Origin of the sequence: Lentzea sp. NPDC058450, assembly GCF_042721395.1 — a bacterium.
In the GTDB taxonomy this organism is placed as follows: Bacteria; Actinomycetota; Actinomycetes; order Mycobacteriales; family Pseudonocardiaceae; genus Lentzea.
In genome coordinates this window covers 157,418-176,270 of sequence record NZ_JBHXLO010000018.1, presented here as the reverse complement: position 1 = coordinate 176,270, position 18,853 = coordinate 157,418, and the positions used below count along the sequence as shown (strand labels likewise).

18 protein-coding genes are annotated in these 18,853 nt (G+C 69.8%); 14 read left to right on the top strand and 4 right to left on the bottom strand.

Annotation, left to right across the window (positions count from 1 at the left end; genetic code table 11):
• Positions 1-207 precede the first annotated feature (207 nt).
• Positions 208-609 (bottom strand): cupin domain-containing protein, encoded by a 402-nt coding sequence (locus ACFWNN_RS27030; RefSeq protein WP_382442724.1) that lies wholly within the window; start codon positions 607-609, stop codon positions 208-210.
• A gap of 308 nt (positions 610-917) precedes the next feature.
• On the opposite strand from ACFWNN_RS27030, the gene ACFWNN_RS27025 reads away from it, so the two are divergent.
• The 10 genes from ACFWNN_RS27025 to ACFWNN_RS26980 all read left to right on the top strand — a co-directional run bounded on the left by ACFWNN_RS27025 (position 918) and on the right by ACFWNN_RS26980 (position 10,953).
• Complete coding sequence (locus tag ACFWNN_RS27025) at positions 918-1,934, top strand: LacI family DNA-binding transcriptional regulator (RefSeq protein WP_382442723.1); 1,017 nt, start codon at positions 918-920, stop codon at positions 1,932-1,934.
• 46 nt (positions 1,935-1,980) lie between these two features.
• Positions 1,981-3,255, top strand: coding sequence for a sugar ABC transporter substrate-binding protein (locus tag ACFWNN_RS27020; protein ID WP_382442722.1), 1,275 nt, complete (start codon positions 1,981-1,983; stop codon positions 3,253-3,255).
• Positions 3,252-4,145: a carbohydrate ABC transporter permease gene (locus ACFWNN_RS27015; protein WP_382442721.1), complete on the top strand. Its 894-nt coding sequence runs from the start codon at positions 3,252-3,254 to the stop codon at positions 4,143-4,145. The genes ACFWNN_RS27020 and ACFWNN_RS27015 overlap by 4 nt, the downstream gene beginning before the upstream one ends.
• 1 nt (position 4,146) lies before the next feature.
• Entirely contained in the window at positions 4,147-4,959 is an 813-nt protein-coding gene (locus ACFWNN_RS27010) for a carbohydrate ABC transporter permease (protein ID WP_382442720.1), read from the top strand.
• Positions 4,960-4,979: 20 nt separating this feature from the next.
• On the top strand, positions 4,980-6,554 hold the full coding sequence (locus tag ACFWNN_RS27005) for a glucoamylase family protein (RefSeq protein ID WP_382442719.1): 1,575 nt from the start codon (positions 4,980-4,982) through the stop codon (positions 6,552-6,554).
• Positions 6,555-6,559: 5 nt separating this feature from the next.
• Positions 6,560-8,389 (top strand): glycoside hydrolase family 3 protein, encoded by a 1,830-nt coding sequence (locus ACFWNN_RS27000; protein ID WP_382442718.1) that lies wholly within the window; start codon positions 6,560-6,562, stop codon positions 8,387-8,389.
• Positions 8,390-8,421: 32 nt separating this feature from the next.
• Complete coding sequence (locus tag ACFWNN_RS26995; RefSeq protein WP_382442730.1) at positions 8,422-8,913, top strand: methylated-DNA--[protein]-cysteine S-methyltransferase; 492 nt, start codon at positions 8,422-8,424, stop codon at positions 8,911-8,913.
• 97 nt (positions 8,914-9,010) lie between these two features.
• The gene (locus ACFWNN_RS26990) at positions 9,011-9,406 is read left to right on the top strand and encodes a hypothetical protein (protein ID WP_382442717.1); all 396 of its coding nucleotides are present in this window, start codon (positions 9,011-9,013) and stop codon (positions 9,404-9,406) included.
• 34 nt (positions 9,407-9,440) lie between these two features.
• Complete coding sequence (locus ACFWNN_RS26985) at positions 9,441-10,271, top strand: hypothetical protein (RefSeq protein WP_382442716.1); 831 nt, start codon at positions 9,441-9,443, stop codon at positions 10,269-10,271.
• Positions 10,186-10,953 carry an SDR family NAD(P)-dependent oxidoreductase gene (locus tag ACFWNN_RS26980; protein WP_382442715.1) on the top strand — a complete coding sequence of 256 codons (768 nt, stop codon included), beginning with the start codon at positions 10,186-10,188 and terminating at the stop codon, positions 10,951-10,953. Before ACFWNN_RS26985 ends, ACFWNN_RS26980 begins: the two co-directional genes overlap by 86 nt.
• A gap of 1 nt (position 10,954) precedes the next feature.
• Here ACFWNN_RS26980 and ACFWNN_RS26975 read toward each other — a convergent pair whose 3' ends face one another.
• The gene (locus ACFWNN_RS26975) at positions 10,955-13,663 is read right to left on the bottom strand and encodes an EAL domain-containing protein (protein ID WP_382442714.1); all 2,709 of its coding nucleotides are present in this window, start codon (positions 13,661-13,663) and stop codon (positions 10,955-10,957) included.
• A 211-nt stretch (positions 13,664-13,874) separates the two neighbouring features.
• On the opposite strand from ACFWNN_RS26975, the gene ACFWNN_RS26970 reads away from it, so the two are divergent.
• Complete coding sequence (locus ACFWNN_RS26970) at positions 13,875-15,035, top strand: beta-ketoacyl synthase N-terminal-like domain-containing protein (protein ID WP_382442713.1); 1,161 nt, start codon at positions 13,875-13,877, stop codon at positions 15,033-15,035.
• On the opposite strand, the gene ACFWNN_RS26965 is transcribed toward ACFWNN_RS26970, so the two are convergent.
• Positions 15,036-15,821 carry an endonuclease/exonuclease/phosphatase family protein gene (locus ACFWNN_RS26965; RefSeq protein WP_382442712.1) on the bottom strand — a complete coding sequence of 262 codons (786 nt, stop codon included), beginning with the start codon at positions 15,819-15,821 and terminating at the stop codon, positions 15,036-15,038.
• Between the two features lie 115 nt (positions 15,822-15,936).
• Here ACFWNN_RS26965 and ACFWNN_RS26960 point away from each other — a divergent pair, with 115 nt between their 5' ends.
• Both ACFWNN_RS26960 and ACFWNN_RS26955 read left to right on the top strand, forming a co-directional pair.
• Positions 15,937-16,164 carry a hypothetical protein gene (locus ACFWNN_RS26960; RefSeq protein WP_382442711.1) on the top strand — a complete coding sequence of 76 codons (228 nt, stop codon included), beginning with the start codon at positions 15,937-15,939 and terminating at the stop codon, positions 16,162-16,164.
• Positions 16,164-17,252 (top strand): YeiH family protein, encoded by a 1,089-nt coding sequence (locus ACFWNN_RS26955; RefSeq protein WP_382442710.1) that lies wholly within the window; start codon positions 16,164-16,166, stop codon positions 17,250-17,252. Before ACFWNN_RS26960 ends, ACFWNN_RS26955 begins: the two co-directional genes overlap by 1 nt.
• Here ACFWNN_RS26955 and ACFWNN_RS26950 read toward each other — a convergent pair.
• Positions 17,242-18,132, bottom strand: coding sequence for a LysR family transcriptional regulator (locus tag ACFWNN_RS26950; protein WP_382442729.1), 891 nt, complete (start codon positions 18,130-18,132; stop codon positions 17,242-17,244). The genes ACFWNN_RS26955 and ACFWNN_RS26950 overlap by 11 nt on opposite strands.
• An 82-nt stretch (positions 18,133-18,214) precedes the next feature.
• Here ACFWNN_RS26950 and ACFWNN_RS26945 point away from each other — a divergent pair, with 82 nt between their 5' ends.
• Positions 18,215-18,850, top strand: a complete 636-nt coding sequence (locus tag ACFWNN_RS26945) for a LysE family translocator (RefSeq protein ID WP_382442709.1) — start codon at positions 18,215-18,217, stop codon at positions 18,848-18,850.
• Positions 18,851-18,853 lie beyond the last annotated feature (3 nt).

The window sequence follows — 18,853 nt, the reverse complement described above, 5'->3', positions numbered from 1 at the left end:
CCCAAAGTCAAGCCCCAATCGCCTTGAGCGGTGGAACCGGCTCTGTGGCGGGCATTGGCCCGTTCGGGCTCGCCTTCGGCTTCGCGTACCGGGTTTCGTAGGTGGTTGGGGTGCGTTGACGGCTGTCCGGTTGGGTGCGCGCGCCTGGCTGAGACGGTGGTCGCCTTGCGATGACGACTGCGGTTGACACCGGAGTGCGTGCGTGGGTCAGGTGGTGGGGACGCGCAGGTGGTCCCTGGCGGCGATCTCGTCGGCGTCCAGGTAGGTCATCATCGGGACGTCGGGCGCGCAGAGCATGAACACCACGAACTTGCTTTCGATGTCGGTGCGCAGGTTGGCGGCCTGGTAGTGCACGACGTCGCCGCCGGGCTCCCAGAACGCCTCGCCCGCGCGGTGGACCTGGGGTTTCTCGCCCTCCAGTTCGAAGAGGATCTCGCCCTGGACGACGTAGCCGAAGACGGGGCCGGAGTGCCGGTGCGGGCCTGATCCCGGGTCGCCGGGTGGGATCGTGACGACGCCGACCATCCCGGCCGAGCCCTCGGGGATGGCGGGGGACTGGTGCAGCAGGACGTCCAGTGAGTTCGTGGGCGAAGGTCCGATGACTGTCATGATCACGACGCTAGCGGCGGATTGGCCCGCGTTCGTGGTCCACTTGTGGCGAAATTTTGTGGGCAACTCAGGGCGCGGTTGTTGTCTGTGTCAGGTGACAGACGGTTGTGTCCGATTTGTAAATCAGCCCTCTGAACTGGTGTTTTCACCTCGGTGAGGCACGGGTTGGCGGCTGCGGGCCTTGTGCCGGTCCGCATCGCGTGCCTATATTTGCCGAAACAGCCGAATGTAAGCGCTTACATTACACAAGGTGATATGTAAGCGCTTACATGAACAGTCAGCGACGACAGAGGCGGTAGGCAGCGCGCATGGGCAAGCAGCAGGCCTCACCCGAGGCCCGGTCCGCGGGGGCGACCATCTACTCGGTCGCCGAGCACGCCGGCGTCAGCATCGCCACCGTCTCGCGGGTGTTGCAGGGTGCGACGGTCGTGGCCGAGGCCACGAAGCAGAAGGTGCTCGCCGCCGTCGAGGAGCTCGGGTACGTGCCGCTCGGTGCGGCGCGCAGTCTCGCGGTCCGGCACCACGAGGCGCACGGGCTGGTGCTGCCGGAGCTGTCCGGTCCCTACTACGCCGAGCTGCTCATGGGGTTCGAGGCGCGGGCCGCCGAGCTCGCGCAGTCCGTCGTGCTCGTGCTCACCAACAGCCGCACCGACCTGGCTGCTGCCGTGCGGCAGCTCGCGACGCGGGTCGACGCCATCGCGGTGTTCGGGTCGGCGGCCTCGGGTGACGTGGTGCGGTTGTTGCGCGCCAAGAAACCCGTCGTCGTCATCGCCGGTGAGGCGAGTGACGGGGTCGAGGCGGTGTCGGCGGAGAACCTGGAGAGCGCGCGGGAGCTCGCCGGGCACCTGCTCGGCCACGGACGGCGGCAGGTGCTGTTCGTCGGTGACCCGGACAGCGGCCCCGACATCCGCGACCGGTACGCGGGATTCGTTGCCGCGCATCAGGATCGCGGGCTCGAAGCCGCCGAACCGGTGCGCGTCGCGCTGAACGAGGCCGATGGTCTCGTGGTCGCGCAACAACTGCTCGACGGCGCGCTTCAGGCGGACGCGCTGATGTGCGCCAACGACGAGCTGGCGCTGTCGGTCATGACCGCGTTGCAGGACGCCGGGCGCACCGTGCCCGGCGACGTGGCGGTGGTCGGCTGGGACGACGTGATGACCTCGCGGTACGTCCGGCCGGGGCTGACGACGGTGCGGCAGCCCGTGCACGAGCTCGGAGCGCTGGCGGCCACCAGGCTGCACGAGCTGGTCGGTGGTGAGGCGGCGCGGTCGCACGCGCAGACGCTGTCCACGCAGCTCGTGGTGCGCTCTTCCTGTGGCTGCTGAAGCCGCAGTCCACTTCAGACGAACGCCGAGAGGAAGCGAGAAGCCGATGGCGCGCAGCACTTCCAAGATGCTCGCGGGGGTGTCAGCCCTGGTGCTGGTCCTGGCCGCCTGCGGGCGCGGGGACGAGCAGGGTGGTGGTCAGACGGGCGCGGAGATCGGCTCGGGGCCCGCCACCGGGACGATCACCGTGTGGGCCATGGGAGCGGAGGGCGAGAAGCTCCCGGCGCTCGCCAAGGAGTTCGAGGACGCGAACCCCGGCGTCGACGTTCAGGTGACCGCGATCCCGTGGGACTCCGCGCACAACAAGTTCACCTCCGCGATCACGGCCGGGCAGGCGCCGGACGCGGCCATGGTCGGGTCGACGTGGATGGGTGAGTTCGCCGGGATGGGCGCGCTCGACCCGACGCCGTCGTCGATCGACAAGGGCTCCTTCTTCGAGGGCGCGCAGAAGACGACCGAGGTGGACGGCACGTCGTTCGGCATCCCCTGGTACGTCGAGACCCGCCTGCTCTACTACCGCAAGGACCTCGCCAAGACGGCCGGGATCGAGACGCCGCCGAAGGACTGGGCGGGCGTCAAGGAGATGGCCAAGGCGTTGCAGGCCAAGGCCGGCGCCAAGTGGGGCATCGGGTTGCAGCCCGGCGGCACCGGGTCGTGGCAGTCGCTGCTGCCCTTCGCCTGGTCCAACGGCGCCGACCTGACGAAGAACGACGGCAAGGCCTACAACTTCGACAGCCCGGAGATGAAGGAGGCGCTGGAGTACTACGGCTCGTTCTTCTCCGAGGGCATCGCGGACAAGGAGGCACCCGCGCAGCCCACGACCGAACCCGACTTCGCGAGCGGCCGCGTGCCGATGTTCATCTCCGGTCCCTGGATGATGTCCGCGGTCGAGAAGGTCGGCGGCGAGGGCTTCAAGGACAAGTACGACGTCATGCCGATGCCGACCAAGAAGACGTCGTCGAGCTTCGTCGGCGGCTCGAACTTCGTGGTGTTCAAGGAGAGCAAGAACCGCGACTCCGCCTGGAAGTTCGTGAACTGGCTGGCGGACGCGAAGACGCAGGTCAAGTGGTACCAGTCGTCGACCGACCTGCCGTCGGTGAAGAGCGCCTGGCAGGACCCGGTGCTGACCGCCGACACGAAGCTCGCGACCTTCGGCAAGCAGCTCGACACGGCGCAGTCGCCGCCCACCTTCGCCACCTGGGAGCAGGCCATCACCGCGCTCGACACCGAGGTCGAGAAGGTGGCCAGGTCCGGTTCCGACGCGAGCGGCGCGCTCAAGGCCGCCCAGGCGTCCGCGGACTCCATCGGTACCGGCAAGTGAGCTCGGCAGCGACGCGCCGCCGCGGGGCAGAACGGGCGGCGTGGTTCCTGATCCTCCCGTTCTGCCTGCTGTTCGCGGTGTTCACGGCCTGGCCGGTGGTGCAGTCGCTGTTCATGAGCTTCACCGACACCCGCAACCGCGACCTGCGCACGCCGTTCGCGGTGGAGTTCGTCGGGCTCGACAACTACGTCCAGGCGTTCAGCGACCCGCTGTTCCGCACGGCCGCCGGGAACACCGCGTACTTCGTGCTGGTCGGTGTGCCGCTGACGCTGCTGATCGCGCTCACCGCCGCCGTGGTGCTGGACAAGGGGATCAACCGGTTCCGGGCGTTCTTCCGGCTCGGTTTCTACACGCCGGTGATCACGTCGATCGTCGCGATCGCGGTGGTGTGGCGGTTCCTGCTGCAGGACGAGTACGGGCTGATCAACACGATGCTCGGCTGGGTCGGGATCGACGGGCCTAACTGGCTCGGCGACCCGGACTGGGCGATGCCGGCGATGATCCTGATGGCCGCGTGGCGCAACTTCGGCACCGCGATGATCATCTTCCTGGCCGGCCTGCAGGCGGTGCCCCAGTCGTTGCACGAGGCCGCGTCGATCGACGGCGCGGGCGCGCTGTCGCGGTTCTGGTACATCACGCTGCCGTTGCTGCGACCGACGTTGCTGTTCGTCTCGGTGACGACGGCGATCGGGTACCTCCAGTTCTTCGAGGAGCCGTTCGTGATGACCAACGGCGGCCCGCTCAACTCGACCATCTCCGCGACGATGTACACCTACAAGCAGTTCGGGTTCGGCAACTACGGCTTCGCCTCCGCCATGAGCTACCTGATCTTCGTCGTCATCGCGATCGTCACCGCACTGCAGTTCCGGCTGCTGCGGGAGAGGAGCTGACGTGAAGAACCGCTGGTGGCTCTACGTTCCGCTCACGGTCGCGTTCGTCGCCGTCGTCGCGCCGTTCGTGTGGATGGTCCTCGGCAGCTTCAAGGGCGAGGGCGAGATCCTGCGCAACCCGCCGACGTGGTGGCCGGACAGCGCGTCGCTCGACAACTACACGCAGCTGTTCTCCCGCCTGCAGTTCGGCACGTACTTCCTCAACTCGGCGGTCGTGGCCGTGCTGGTGACGGCGGGGAACCTGCTGTTCTGCTCGGCGGTCGGCTACGCGCTCGCCATGCTGGACTTCCGCGGCAAGAAGCTGCTGTTCACCATCGTCATGGCGACGTTGATGATCCCCGGCGTGGTCACGTTCGTGCCGCTGTACGTGCTCGTCGTGAACGCGGGCCTGGCGAACTCGTTGCCCGCCCTGATCCTGCCGTTCCTCGTCTCGCCGTTCGGTGTGTTCCTGATGCGCCAGTTCATCTCCGGCCTGCCGCGCGAGCTGCTGGACGCCGGACGGGTCGACGGCGCGGGGGAGATCCGGATCTTCGCGCGGATCATCCTGCCGCTGTGCGGGCCCGCGCTCGCGACCCTGGGCATCCTCACGTTCCTGGGCAGCTGGAACAACTTCCTGTGGCCGCTCGTGGTGGCGCAGCAGGAGAGCCAGTTCACCCTGCCCGTGGCGCTCGCCCTCTACTCGACCGGGCAGAACTCCATCCAGTACGGCCTGCTCCTCGCCGGGGCCACGATCGTCGTCGTCCCCGTGCTGCTCGTGTTCCTCGTCTTCCAGCGGCGCTTCATCGAAGGCATCGCGACCACCGGCATCAAGTGAGAAGTCCAAAGGGGAATCCTGTGACGTTCACCCGCCGAACCCTGCTCATCGGCAGCGCCGTCGCGCTCGCCGTGCCCGCCTCCGCTTCCGCCACCGCCGCCCCGAAACGGTTCGACCCCGTGCGCGTGCGGGGCTGGGCCAAGGACACCTGGCGCAGCCTCGTCGCCATGACCCCGTCAGGTACGGGCCTGCCCGCCGACAACATCCCCGAGTCGCTCGCCGCGGGCGACCGGTCCGGCTACACCTCGCCGACCAACATCGGCGGCTACCTGTGGTCCACGGTCGTGGCCCGCGAGCTGGGTTTCATCAGCAAGGACGAGGCGTCCGCGCGGCTGGTCCGCACTCTGTCCACTCTGGATCGGATGGAGCACCACGTTCCGAGCGGCATGTACTTCAACTGGTACGACGAGGAGACCGGGGCGGCGTTACGTGCCTGGCCCGGCACCGGCGCGGTCGTGCACCCGTTCTGCTCCAGCGTCGACAACGGCTGGCTCGGCGCCGCGCTGCTGGTCGTGGCGGGTGCGGACCGGGCGGCGGCGGACCTCGCCCGGCGGATCTTCGCCCGCATGCGGTGGGACGCCTTCTACAACCCCGGTGACGTCGCCGGGCACCCCGCGGTGCGTCCCGGCGGGCTGATCCACGGCGGGTTCTTCCCGTTCGACCACGACCGGCCCGGCGGCGTTTACCAGGGCACGCACATCGGCGGCGAGCCCGTGTGGCTGACCAACCACCACTACGACACGACGGTGTCGGAGACGCGGATCACCAGCTACCTCGGCATCATCACCGGCCAGGTCCCGCCGAAGCAGTACTTCGCGATGTGGCGGACGTTCCCGGCGTCGTGCGACTGGTCGTGGCACGAGATGCAGCCGGTGGGCGAGAACCGGACCTACTACGGCATCGAGGTCTTCGAGGGCGCCTACACCTATCGCGGCATGCGGATCGTGCCCGGCTGGGGCGGGTCGATGTTCGAGGAGCTCATGCCGGACGTGTTCGTGCCGGAAGCGAGGTGGGCACCGAAGTCGTGGGGCCGCAACCACCCGCTGCACGTCCGCGCGCAACGCGAACACGGGCTCCTCGAGGCGAAGTACGGGTGCTGGGGCTTCAGCCCGTCCAGCAACCCGGCCGGCGGCTACCGCGAGTACGGCGTCGACGCGCTCGGCCTGGGTCCCGGCAACGAACCCGGGAACGGCGCCAACGGCTACTTCTCCGACCAGGAGATGACGAACTACGACGTCGGCTTCGGCACCTGCCGTCCCGCCACCGCGCCCACGCCGACCTACGGCGACGGCGTGGTCACGCCGCACGCGGCGTTCCTCGCGATGATGCACGAACGCGACGAGGCGTTCGCGAACCTCGCCCGCATCCAGGACGACCTGCGCGCGTACGGCCGGGGCGGCTTCTTCGACGCGGTGGCCGTGCGCTCGGGCACGATCGCACGCCGCTACCTCTCCCTGGACCAGGCGATGGTCATGGGGGCGATCGGGAACGTCCTGTGCCGGGACGTGATCCGCAGGGCGTTCAGCACCCCGGCCGTCGAACGCGCGTTGCGTCCGGTGATCGGGGTCGAGGAGTTCGGCGCGAGCCGAGTCTGATGTTCATGGGAGGTAAGGACATGCGGCCCGTGCGGCTGATCTCCGAGGACGGCGTCGAGTACCGCGACCTCAACGGCAACGGCGTGATGGACCCCTACGAGGACCCACGCCTGCCGGTGGCCGACCGGGTCGCGGACCTGCTGGGGCGCCTGTCGCTGGAGGAGAAGGCAGGACTGCTGTTCCACACCGTCATCGAGGCGGGCGCGGACGGCACGGTGAAGGAGGCGCCCGGCGACATCTCGAAGTCGCCGACCAGCGTCGTCGTGACGCAGAAGCACCTGAGCCACTTCAACGTGCACGCGCTGCACGACGCGCGGATGGCGGCGCGCTGGTACAACAACCTCCAGCAGATCGCCGAGAGCACCCCGCACGGCATCCCGGTGACGATCTCCACCGACCCGCGGCACGCGTTCCTGGAGAACGCCGGGGTGTCGTTCAGCGCCAAGGCCTTCTCGCAGTGGCCGGAGTCGCTGGGCCTGGCCGCGTTGCGCGATCCGGCGCTGGTCGAGCGGTTCGCGGACATCGCCCGCCAGGAGTACGTGGCGGCCGGCATCCGCTGCGCCCTGCACCCGGCGATCGACCTCGCCACCGAACCGCGCTGGGCCCGCCAGGCGGGCACGTTCGGTCAGGACTCGGCTTTGACGGCGTCGCTGGCCGTGGCGTACGTGCGCGGGTTCCAGGGCCCGTCGCTCGGACCGGAGTCGGTGGCCTGCACCAGCAAGCACTTCCCCGGCGGCGGCCCGCAGAAGGACGGCGAGGACGCGCACTTCCCGTACGGCCGCGAGCAGGTCTACCCCGGCGGCCGCTTCCAGGACCACATGGCGCCGTTCAAGGCGGTGATCGACGCCGGGACCGCGGCCGTGATGCCGTACTACGGGATGCCCGTGGGCCTGGAGGTCGACGGCGAGGCCATCGACGAGGTCGGCTTCGGCTACAACAAGCAGGTCGTCACCGGCATGCTGCGCGAGGGCCTCGGCTTCGACGGCGTGGTGCTGACCGACTGGGAACTGGTCATGGACAACCACGTCGGCGACAAGGTGCTGCCCGCGCGGGCGTGGGGCGTCGAGCACCTGGACGCGTTGGGGCGCATGGAACTCATCCTCGACGCGGGCGCCGACCAGTTCGGTGGCGAGGAGTGCGTGGACGTCCTGCTGGAACTGGTCGCGCAGGGCAGGGTGACCGAGGAGCGGATCGAGGAGTCGGCGCGCCGGCTGCTGGCCGTCAAGTTCTCGTTGGGGCTCTTCGACGACCCGTACGTGGACGAGGACCGGGCCGCAGAGGTCGTGGGACGGCAGGACTTCCGCGACGAGGGGCACGCGGCGCAGGCCCGGTCGGTGACCGTGCTGCAGAACGGTTCGCTGCCGTTGCGGTCCGGGCTGAAGCTCTACGTGGAGAACTTCTCCCCGGAGGTGGCGGGGCGGCTCGGCACCGTCGTCGCCACCCCGGAGGAGGCGGATCTCGCGCTGGTGCGGCTGATGGCGCCGTTCGACCCGCGGGCCGACCTGTTCCTGGAGTCGTGGTTCCACCAGGGGTCGCTGGAGTTCCAGCCCGGCCTGGCCTCCCGGCTGGCCCGGATCGCGGCGGTCTGCCCGCTGGTGGTGGACGTGACGCTGGACCGCCCCGCGGTGCTGACCCCGTTGCTGCCCATCGCCTCGACCGTCGTGGTCAGCTACGGGTCGACGGACGAGGCGCTGGCCGACGCGTTGTCGGGTGCGATCCCCCCGGCCGGGCGGCTGCCGTTCGACCTGCCGCGCTCGATGGAACAAGTACGGCGGCACCCGGAGGACGTCGCGGGCTACGACGACCCGCTCTTCCCCTTCGGCCACGGCCTGTAGGGGGCACCGGGCAGGGGAGGACAATGAGCGGAATGCACCACTGCGTCACTCCCTCCCCGGTCGGGCCGCTGACCCTCGTCGGCGACGGCACGGCGTTGGCCGGGCTCTACTTCGACGGCCACCTGCGCACCCCGCGCCTCGACTTCGGGCCGGAGTCGGACGCGGGGTTCGAGCGGGTGCGGCGTCAGCTGGACGAGTACTTCGCCGGCACGAGGCGGCGCTTCGACCTGGAGTTGGCGCCGCGCGGATCGGCGTTCGAGCAGAGCGTGTGGAAGCTGCTGGTCGAGATCCCGTACGGCGAGACGCGGACGTACGGGCAGCTGGCCGCGTCGCTGGGTGATCCGGCGGCGGCGCAGGCGGTCGGGAACGCCAACGGGTGGAACCCGATCAGCATCATCGTGCCGTGCCACCGGGTGGTCGGGTCGAAGGGGACTCTCACCGGGTACGCGGGCGGGTTGACGCGCAAGCGGTACCTGCTGGAACTGGAGGAGCCGCCCGCGGAGGAGGACGGCCGCCTGTTCTGACGGCATTCGGCAACGATTGCGTCACGCGCGTTAACGAACTCGTTCCGCTCCGCGACCTCAGGTCACGCGCTGTCGGCAGAGTTCGGAGGCGGGCACGATGGACACATTTCTGCGCTGGTCGGCGAAGAAATGGGTGCAGGTGCCCGCCTGGGTGGCGTTCGTCATCGCAGGCCCTTCGCTGGTCCTGTGGTTGCGGCGCAGTGGAACGCCGACCAGATGGTTCCTGATCGCTGATCTCGGGTTCGTCGCGGTGTACGCGGTGGCCTATTTCGGCGCGCTTCACTCGTTGTGGGGCAACAAGAGGATCTTGCTGATCCCGGCTGCCGGGGTCGTGGCCGACGTGGTCGAGGACGTGCTGCTCCTCGCCTCGCCGCAGCTGTCCGGGGAACCCGCGTTGAAAGCGGTGGAGGCCGTGAAGCTCACCTGCTTCTGGCTGACGCTGTTCTTGGTGGCGGCCGGTGCGGTGAGACGAAAGGCGAAAAGCCGTGGCTGACAACAAAATCGACACATATGGATCTCTTCGCGTGATGGTGATCGTGCTGCTCGGGCTTCTGCTCGGGTCGATCATCGTCCATCTCTTCGTGAACGGTTTCTGCGCGCAGGGCTCGATCAGCGGCTATTACTTCACTTCAGCGCAAGCGATGTTCGTCGGCATCATGTTCGCGGTCGGCGCCTGCTTGATCATTTATCAAGGCGACGGGGTGCAGAACGCCTGGCTCGACGTCTCCGGGTTCATGGCGTTCATCGTTGCCCTGGTGCCCGCTGACATCGACAAAACGTGCGAGAAACCCCTCGACGTCAACGTCGCTCCGGAGATCGTCACGACCCCGAACCTCGCCACCACACTGCCGCCTGTGCTGGTCTGCGGGGTCGGCGCGTTCGCCTGGCTGGCGCTCCAGCGCAGCCGCAAACTCGAATTGACGGTCATCATCCGCGCTGCCAGCGCGCTCGTCGTCATCGCCGCCGCGATCTGGGCCGGTGTGGACACGGTCGGGTTCACCAACAACGCGCACACATTCGCCGCGTGGGCCCTGTTCATCGGGCTGATCGGCGTGGTGGTGTCGGCGAGCCTCCAGGACGGCGCCTACCTTGGATATCGAGTGGTAGCAGGGTTGATGGCCCTCACCTTGGTCGTTTGGTTGGGCTTGTACCTGACCGTCAAACCCAGCCACTTGACCCTGGTCGGCGAGTTGGCGTTGATCGCCGAGTTCGTCCTGTTCTGGCTCATGCAGACCGAACACGAGCGAGGCAAGGCTGGGTATGGTTCGCCATATGGCGGAAAGAAGGAAGGCGCTGGTCACGGGGGCGTCCAGGGGAATCGGTCGAGCGACAGCCCGAGCGTTCTCGGAACTGGGTGACCAGGTTGCGGTGCACTACAGCAGCCGCCGGGACGACGCCGAGAAGACGTTGGCGCTGCTGCAAGGCGACGGACACACGTTGATCGGGGGCGACCTCGGCGATCCCGAGGCCGCCCGCACCCTCGTCGCCGACGCCGTCGCCCAACTCGGCGCGGTGGACGTGCTCGTCAACAACGCCGCCGTCGCCCCGACCGCGTCCAACCAGCACCGCGTCGGCGAGGCGGAGTGGGACGAGTGGACCGGTGCGTGGCAGCGGATGTTCGCGGTCAACCTGCACGGCGCCGTCAACGTCACCTGGGCCGTCGCACGGCGCCTGGTCGAACGGGGTGCGCCCGGCGCGATCGTCAACGTCGGCTCGCGGGGTGCGTTCCGGGGCGAGGCCGACCACCCGGCCTACGCGGCGAGCAAGGCCGCGCTGCACGCGTTCGGGCAGTCGGCGGCGATCACGCTCGCGCCGCACGGGATCTCGGTGACGTCCGTGGCGCCGGGGTTCATCGCGACCGAACGGCAGGCCGCGAAGCTCGACGGCGCCGAAGGGGACGGGGTGCGCGAGCAGAGCCCGTTCGGCCGGGTCGGCACGCCTGAGGAGGTCGCCGCCGCCATCGTGCACCTGGCCTCGCCGGAGGCTCAGTGGTCGTCGGGCGCGATCCTCGACCTCAACGGGGCCTCGTACCTGCGCTGACTCACAGCTCGGCGATCGGGACCGGTCGGCCCAGGTAGAAGCCCTGCGCCAGGTCGCAGCCGAGGCCCCGCAGGATCTCCAGCTGCTCCGGCTGCTCCACGCCCTCGGCCACCACGGTCATGTCGACCGCGTGCGCCATGGCGATGATGCTCGTGACGATCGCCTCGGCCTCGCCGGACCGGCCGAGCCCCATCGTGAACGAGCGGTCGATCTTGAGCGTGTCCAGCGGGAGTGTCAGCAGCTGCGCGAGTGACGAGTAGCCCGTGCCGAAGTCGTCGATCGCGAGCCGGACGCCCAGTTCTCGCAACGCCGCCAGCGTGCGGGAGGCCAGCGCCGGGTCACGGGTGAGAGCGCTCTCGGTGATCTCCAGGCACAGCGAGCTGGGTGGCAGGCCCGCCTTGTGGGTGGCGTTGCGGACCGCGGAGACGAGCCACGGGTCGTCGAGCTGGCGGGCCGAGAGGTTCACCGTCAGCTGGAGCTCCGGGGCCTGCTCGGCGATCTCGCGGGTGGCGTTGTGCAGCATGTGCGCGCCGATGATGTTGATGAGATCGCTCTCTTCGGCGAGCGCGATGAACTCCGTCGGCGTGATCAGGCCGTAGCGGGGGTGCGTCCAGCGCAGCAGGCCCTCGACGGCGGTGCGCTCGTTGGTGCGCAGGTCGACGATCGGCTGGTAGGCGACCCACAGCTCGTGGCTGATCGGGGCCATCCGGAGGTCCTGCTCGAGCTGCAGGCGGCGCTGGATGCGTTCGCGCAGTTCGACGTCGAAGAACGCGGTGCGGCCGCGGCCCTTGGTCTTGGCGTGGTACATGGCTAGGTCGGCGTCGCGCAGCAGGTCGGCGCCGTCGCGGCGGTCACCCGGCTCGGCGATCACGATGCCGACGCTCGCGTCCACGTGCAGCTGCCTGCCCGCGACGGTGATCGGGCGGTTCAGCTCGGACCGGACGTGGTCGGCGAGGGCTGCGCCCTCCTCGGGGCCGCTCAGGCCGTACGCGATCACGGTGAACTCGTCGCCGCCGAGCCTGCCGATCACGTCGCCCCGGCGGGAGCTGCGGCCGAGGCGGGTGCCGACCACGCGGAGCACCTCGTCGCCCACGCTGTGGCCGAGGGAGTCGTTGATGACCTTGAACTTGTCCAGGTCGATGAACAGCACGGTGGTGGGGCCGGACCGGTGCGACCGCGCGGCCGGGCTGAGGCGGTTGATGATGACCGTGCGGTTGTACAGGCCCGTCAACGAGTCGTGCGTCGCCTCGTGCTCCAGCTGGCTGTCGATCATGCGGCGTTCGGTGATGTCGGTGAACGACACGACCGTCGCGGACGGCACCTCGCCGTCGGGGGAGAGGGCCCGGGCGCTCAGGGACAGCCACACGTGCGTGCCGTCCGGGCGCAGCGACCGCAGGATCCGGCCGTGCTGGGCCCGGCCGTTCGCACGGGTGTTGGCCGACGGGTAGTCGCTGTGCGGGACGGGCTGGCCCGACTCGTCGTGCAGCTCGGCGAGCGACGCGGGCTTGCCGATCACCTCGTGCGCGCTGACGCCGAGGATGCGTTCGGCGGCGGGGTTCACCGACTCGACCAGGCCCGTGCTGCCGACGACGAGCACGCCCTCCTCGATGGCGGCGACGACGGCGGTGAAGTGGTGCTCGGCCCGGCGGCGCGCGGTCTCGTCCGCGCAGATCAGCACGTAGCCGTCGTCCATCCGGGCGACCGACACCCGGACCGCGAGGGTCGCCCCGTCGGAACGGCGGTGCACGGCGTGGACGACGCCGCCCGCCTGCAGCACCGCGACGGGGTTCAGCGGCGCGCCCACGACGTGGCTGATCGGCTGGCCGATCGCGTCGTCGGCGGCGTGCCCGTAGACGCTCTCCGCGCTGGGGTTCCAGCTCGTCACGACGCCGTCCGAGGTGGTCGCGATCAACGCGTCGCTGACGTGCGCGGCGAGCGCGGCCTGGTAGCGCAGCGCCGCCGCGGCCGCCTTCTGCTCGGTGACGTCCCGCATGATCACCTGGAACGCCGGCCTGCCCTCCCAGGTGGTGCGCACCGACACCGACTCGACGTCCGTGGTGCCGCCGTCGAACCTGGTCAGCACGGCGTCGGCGGGGTCGCTCGTCGCGCCGGGCTCGGTCAGCTTCGCGATGCGCTGCAGCATGTCGCGCTGCGAGTCGGGGTGGACGAAGTCGGTGATCGACCGGCCCAGCAGGTCCGCCTCGGACTTGGCCCGCACGTACTGCACGGCCGCCGGGTTCGCGTACACCAGCACGCCCGCCTCGTGCACCACGATCGCCTCGGGCGCGAGGTCGACCAGCAGCCGGTACCGGTCCGCGAGGTCGGCCAGTTCCTGCTGCTGGGTGTGCCGGCGCGTGACGTCGGCCACGACACCGACCAGCGCCCGCGCGGAGTCGTGTGTCGAGACGCGGGCGCGGAACTGGAGCCAGCGCGTGCCGGTCGGGGTGACGAGGGGCTGCTCCAGCTCGAAGTCCTGCCACGCCGCCGCGGCCCTGGTGGCGACGGTCAGCGGTGCCACGAGCTCGGCCAGCCGGGCCCGCACGGTCTCGGAGTCCGCACCCGGCACGCCGATGACCACGTCGAGGCCGGGTGCCCAGCCGAGCCGGTCCGTGCCGAGGTCCAGCCACCACACCACGGCGGCGCCGACCGAGAGCGCGAGGTCGACCAGCAGTTCGTGGTCGAACTCGGCGTCACCGATCAGGTCGCTCACGTCTTGGCTCCCAGATCATGCGTGTGGCTTCAACATGGTGTGCCGTTATATCCGGTCGAAGGTACCGGGTCGTGACCAGGGTCCGTCCCTTCCAGGTCCATCCCTTCCGGGTCCATTGTGGACGGGGGAGGTGCTCGCTGGGAGCCCTTTGGCGCAGTTATCCTTGCAGGCAGTCGAGTCGTTGGCCCTCGGTGTGGGGGAGCTGGAAGCTATGGTCGCTCGGGGTGTCGGTATCTGCGGAATCGGCGTCGTCAGTGCGTACGGGTGGGACCGTCCGTCGCTCTGGGAAGGGCTGATGAGCGGCAAACCCGCCGCGTCCATAGTCCCTGAGCTGGGCCGATTCCCCGGTGACACCGTCTGGGCCGCCTACGTCGGCGAGGGCGGTGACCCGGTGGACGGTCCCAGCAGGTTCGCTCGGGCGATGCGCGCCGCCGCCCGCGAGGCGATCGAGGACGCGGGCACGCGCGGCTGGCGTCCCGGTCGCCGGGTGGGCCTGATGCACGCGGTGGTGCTGGGCGAGGTGGACCTCTGGCGCGACTTCTACGTCACGCGCGGTGGCAAACTGCCGGTCCACGACTACCTTGCGTTGATGCCGTCGACGCCCATGTCGACGTTCATGCAGGAATACGGTTTCCACGGCCCCGCGATGAACGTCTCGGCGATGTGCGCGTCGGGCAACGCCGGCCTGATCACCGCGAAGGCCTGGCTCGACGCCGGCATCGTCGACGACGTGGTGTTCGTGGCCACCGACCTGTCCCTGACCCCGGAGAACGTGTCCCACTTCGTCAAGCTCGGGGTGGCCATCGTGGACGCCGAACCGCTCGACGCGTGCCGCCCGTTCCAGGAGGGCAGCAGGGGCTTCGTGATGGGCGAGGCGTCCGTCGCGTTCGTACTTTCGAAACATGCCACCAACCCGTACGCCCTCACCCTCGGCGGCGCGATGTCGCACGACGCGTACCACGTGACGTCGATCGATCCGGCGCTCGACCAGATCACCACCTGCTTCACCGACGCCCTCGACAACGCCTCGGTCAGCGCCGCCGACGTGCGCTACCTCAACGCGCACGGCCCGGGCACCGCCCAGTGCGACACCGCCGAGGCCGCCGTCCTGGAGCAGCTGTTCGGTCCGGAGACCGGGATCTACTCCGTGAAACCGCTGACCGGCCACTGCCAGGGCGCCGCGTCGGCGATCGAGGTCGCCGTGGCCGCGATGGGCTACGACAGCGGCGTGATCCCGGCGCCGCCGATCGTCGCGCCGGGACACCCTCGCCTGCTCAACGGGCCCACGCCGGTGCGCGACGGCCTGACGATCAAGTCGTCGCTCGGCATGGGCGGCCACAACTCCGCGGTGGTGCTGGCGCCACCCGCCTGATCACGGCTTGGTGAGCCGCACCAGCCACCCGTCGTGGTCGGTGTACCGCAGGCCGTACTTCGACGAACTGACGAACGCGTTGTCGTTCGTGAACACGACGTGCTGCACGCTGCCGTCGCCCTTGCGGACGTGTCCGGGTGGGACGCAGTTCTGCGCGTTCTCCGGATCGGACATGTCGTATTCCAGGTTGAAGTCGCCGCCGACGATCGTCTTACCGGTCAGACCGACCGACGACCGGATGCCGGGGACGACGTCGAACAGCAGCGAACGGCACTGCGCCAGCGCGACCGGCTCGCTGCTCGCCGACAGGTGCGTCGCGCACGCCAGGTGGTCGCCGACGGCGTACGCACAGGCGTAGGTGCGTTGCTCGTTGCCGCTGTCCTGCGTCGCGTACTTCCCGGTCCACGTCGTCACGCCCCGGTAGGCGGCGGCGGACACCCGGCCGAGCACCGCGTTGCCGTAGTCCTGGCCGTTGGTGCACTTGACCGGGGTGCCGGTGTCGCGCCGGAGCGCGGGCGCGAAGAAGTGGTAGATCCGGTCGCCGGGCCAGGCCTCCGCCAACGCCGGTGCGAGCTGTCCCGGCACGTCGCCGGAGCAGATCTCGTTGAGCGTCACGAGGTTCGGGCGCACCTGGCGGATCAGCCCGGCGGCCTCGGTGACCGACCGGCCCTGCGCGTAGCAGCCCGCGATCCCGCTGTTGCACAGGTTGAGCTGCAACGTCCAGAACCTCTCTGCGGCGCTCGCGCCCGGTGCCGTGAGCAAGCTCGCCAGCACCGCCAAGATCACTGCTGTACCAACTCGACGCATTGCTTCCCCTCAGAGTCGCCGTGTGTGCGCTGTTCCCTTACCGCGCGACGACGCCCGCGGAGGAGGTATTGCACGAAACCGCAAGGGGTGCCTCGTGATCAGAGGTATCGCCGCTGGTTCCACGATGCGGGAGCCCTTGCCGGACATGGCGGTCGGCTCGGACGATGACGCACGAGCTGAGGAGGCCGGGGTGGAGACGGACGAGGGCGTGCGCCGCGAGCGCAGGCTGGCGTGGAACGAGGACTGGGCCGCGACGATCGTCGGACTGGTGCTGCTGGCACTCGTGCTGACGCAGTTCATCCCGGGCTGGCTGGTGCCCTGATGACGGAAGTCCAGGCGCGGCAACGGTCCCAGGTCTGGTGGGCGGTCGGCGGCGTCGCGGTCGTGGTGCTGATCGGCGCGCTCACCCGGTACCTGGAGCAGAACGTGCCGGTGTTCACCAAGGGCACCTGGCTCGGCGACATCGCGAAGAGCATCGAGTACCCCGTCTACGCGATCGTGCTCGGGCTGCTCGGCAACGCGGTGCTGACCGGTCTCGGATTCCGGGACAAGCTCGCCGCGGGCTTCCGCACCGAGTTCTTCATCAAGACCGGGCTCGTGCTGCTCGGCGCGTCGATCAACTTCGCGGTGATCGTCAAGGCGGCCGGGCCCGCCATCGCCCAGGCGTTCCTGCTGATCACGCTGGTGTTCGGGTTCACCTGGTGGCTGGGCGGCAAGCTCGGCCTGGAACCGAAGCTGCGGGCGTTGCTGTCCTCGGCGGTGTCGATCTGCGGGGTCAGCGCGGCGATCGCGGCGGCCGGTGCGGTGCAGGCACGGCGGGAGCAGCTCGCCTACACCGCCAGCCTGGTGATCATCTTCGCGCTGCCGTCGATCTTCGTGCTGCCGTTGCTGGTGGACGCGTTCGGGCTGCCGACGGCGGTGGCGGGCGCGTGGATCGGCGGCAACATCGACACGACCGCGGCGGTCAGCGCGGCGGGCGCGCTGGTGGGCGAGGAGGCGCTGCAGATCGCGACGATCGTGAAGACGACGCAGAACGCGTTGCTCGGCGTGGTCGCGGTGGCGCTGACGGCCTACTTCGCGTTGAAGGTCGAGAAGACCGGCGAGGCGAAGGTCAGCGGGCGGGCGTTGTGGGAGCGCTTCCCCAAGTTCGTGCTCGGGTTCCTGGTCGCGTCCGTCGTGGCGACGGTGTTCCTGGAGTCCGGTGGCGACAAGACGGTGATCACGACCGTCAACGACCTGCGGACGTTGTTCCTGATCCTCGCCTTCGTCTCGATCGGACTCGAGTTCCGGGTCGCGCCGCTGCGGGAGGCGGGCTGGAAGCCGATCGGCGTGTTCGCCAGCGCGACCGTGTTCAACCTGCTGGTGGGACTCGGGTTGGCGAGCCTGCTGTTCGCGAACTTCAGCGGCTGATCTCGCGGCGCAACGCGGCGATCATCGTGCGGACGGGCGTGGTCCGCTCGACCGCGGGCCGCGTGACGGCCAGGACGTGGCGCACCGGCTGGTCCTTCGCAGCCAGCCGGCGCACCACGACCCCGGTGTGCTGCACGCCCAGTGCCAGCACGGGGATCAGCGCGAGTCCGAGTCCGGCGGCGACGAACCCCTGCGCCGGCCAGTACTCGTCGGCCTCGACCTCGCGCCGGGGCGTGAACCCGGCCGCGCGGAAGGCGGCGTTGGTCGCGGCGTGGCAGCAACCGATCTCGCTGCGGATGTCGATCCACGGCTCGTCCGCGGCGTCGGCGAGCGACACCACCCGCCGTCGCGCCAGGCGGTGCCCCTTCGGCAGGACGATCCGGAACGGGTCCGTGAGCAGCGGCAGGTAGGTCAACGCGCCGGTGTTCTCCGGCTGGTCGTGGGTCTCGACGACCACCAGGTCGAGCATGCCGGCGCGGAGCAGGTCGAGGGCGTCGTCGTGCTCGGCGATCCGCAGCGTGACGTCGAGGCCGGGAAGCTCGGTGCGGGTCGTGGCGAGAGCGGGCGGGATGAGCTCGGCCCCGGCCGTCGCGAACGAGGCCAGCCGCAGCACGCCCATCTCCCCGGCCGTGAGCGCGGCCAGCGCGGCCTCGGTCTCGGCCATGCGCGCCAGCAGGTCCGCGGCCCGGTCGGCCAGCAGCAGACCCGCGGCCGTGGGGCGGACACCGCGGCCCGACGGTTCCAGCAGGACCGTCGACGTCTGCCGTTCCAACGCGCTGATGTGCTGGCTGATCGTCGACGGTGTGTACCCGAGCACCTGCGCGGCGGCCCGCACCGACCCGTTCTCCACGACGGCGTGCAGTGCCTGAAGGCGGCGCATGTCCAGCACGCCGCGATTGTACGGTGCGACCGAACGGTCCGGTGGAAATCATCGCTTGTAGCTGGCGGTCCGGTGAGGTTGCGTGAACGCCGTGCCCACCCCGCAGACACTTTTCGCGTTCGCCGTCGTCTCCGCGCTGATCATGATGAGTCCCGGCCCCTCCAACGTCTTCGTGCTCGCGCACGGCATCGGCCACGGCCGCCGGGCCGCGCTCGCCGCCGTCGCCGGCATCTCGCTGGCGTCGGCGATCCGGGTGGTGCTCGCCGCCGTCGGGTTGTCGGCCCTGCTGGCGTCGTCGGCCGTGGTGTTCGAGGTGATCCGCTGGGCCGGGGTCGCCTACCTGGCGTACCTGGGTGTGCAGGCCTGGCGCGTGCGCCAGGCACCCGAACCGGAGGTCGCCCCGGTCTCGCGTTCGGTCGGCCGGGGGCTCCTGGTCGGGCTGGGCAACCCGAAGACGCTGATCTTCTTCCTCGCGTTCATCCCGCAGTTCGTGCACGCCGGGCAGGGTCCGGAGGCGTGGCAGATCCTCGTGCTGGGCACGGTGTTCTGGGTGATCGGCGTGGTCTGGGACGTGGCACTGGCCTGCGCGTCCGGCACGATCGGCGGCTGGCTGCGGGCGAGACCCCGGCTGCACGCCGCGCAGCCCCGCGTCGAGGGGGTCGCGTACCTCTGTCTCGCGGTGTGGGCGGCGGTGACCGGAACCCGGGCGATCCGGTAGCCG

Coding starts and splice junctions, on each gene's coding strand:
- ACFWNN_RS27030 (WP_382442724.1), bottom strand. CDS start 609: ATGACAGTCATCGGACCTTCGCCCACGAACTCACTGGACGTCCTGCTG.
- ACFWNN_RS27025 (WP_382442723.1), top strand. CDS start 918: ATGGGCAAGCAGCAGGCCTCACCCGAGGCCCGGTCCGCGGGGGCGACC.
- ACFWNN_RS27020 (WP_382442722.1), top strand. CDS start 1,981: ATGGCGCGCAGCACTTCCAAGATGCTCGCGGGGGTGTCAGCCCTGGTG.
- ACFWNN_RS27000 (WP_382442718.1), top strand. CDS start 6,560: ATGGGAGGTAAGGACATGCGGCCCGTGCGGCTGATCTCCGAGGACGGC.
- ACFWNN_RS26995 (WP_382442730.1), top strand. CDS start 8,422: ATGCACCACTGCGTCACTCCCTCCCCGGTCGGGCCGCTGACCCTCGTC.
- ACFWNN_RS26990 (WP_382442717.1), top strand. CDS start 9,011: ATGGACACATTTCTGCGCTGGTCGGCGAAGAAATGGGTGCAGGTGCCC.
- ACFWNN_RS26985 (WP_382442716.1), top strand. CDS start 9,441: ATGGTGATCGTGCTGCTCGGGCTTCTGCTCGGGTCGATCATCGTCCAT.
- ACFWNN_RS26980 (WP_382442715.1), top strand. CDS start 10,186: ATGGCGGAAAGAAGGAAGGCGCTGGTCACGGGGGCGTCCAGGGGAATC.
- ACFWNN_RS26970 (WP_382442713.1), top strand. CDS start 13,875: ATGGTCGCTCGGGGTGTCGGTATCTGCGGAATCGGCGTCGTCAGTGCG.
- ACFWNN_RS26955 (WP_382442710.1), top strand. CDS start 16,164: ATGACGGAAGTCCAGGCGCGGCAACGGTCCCAGGTCTGGTGGGCGGTC.
- ACFWNN_RS26950 (WP_382442729.1), bottom strand. CDS start 18,132: ATGCGCCGCCTTCAGGCACTGCACGCCGTCGTGGAGAACGGGTCGGTG.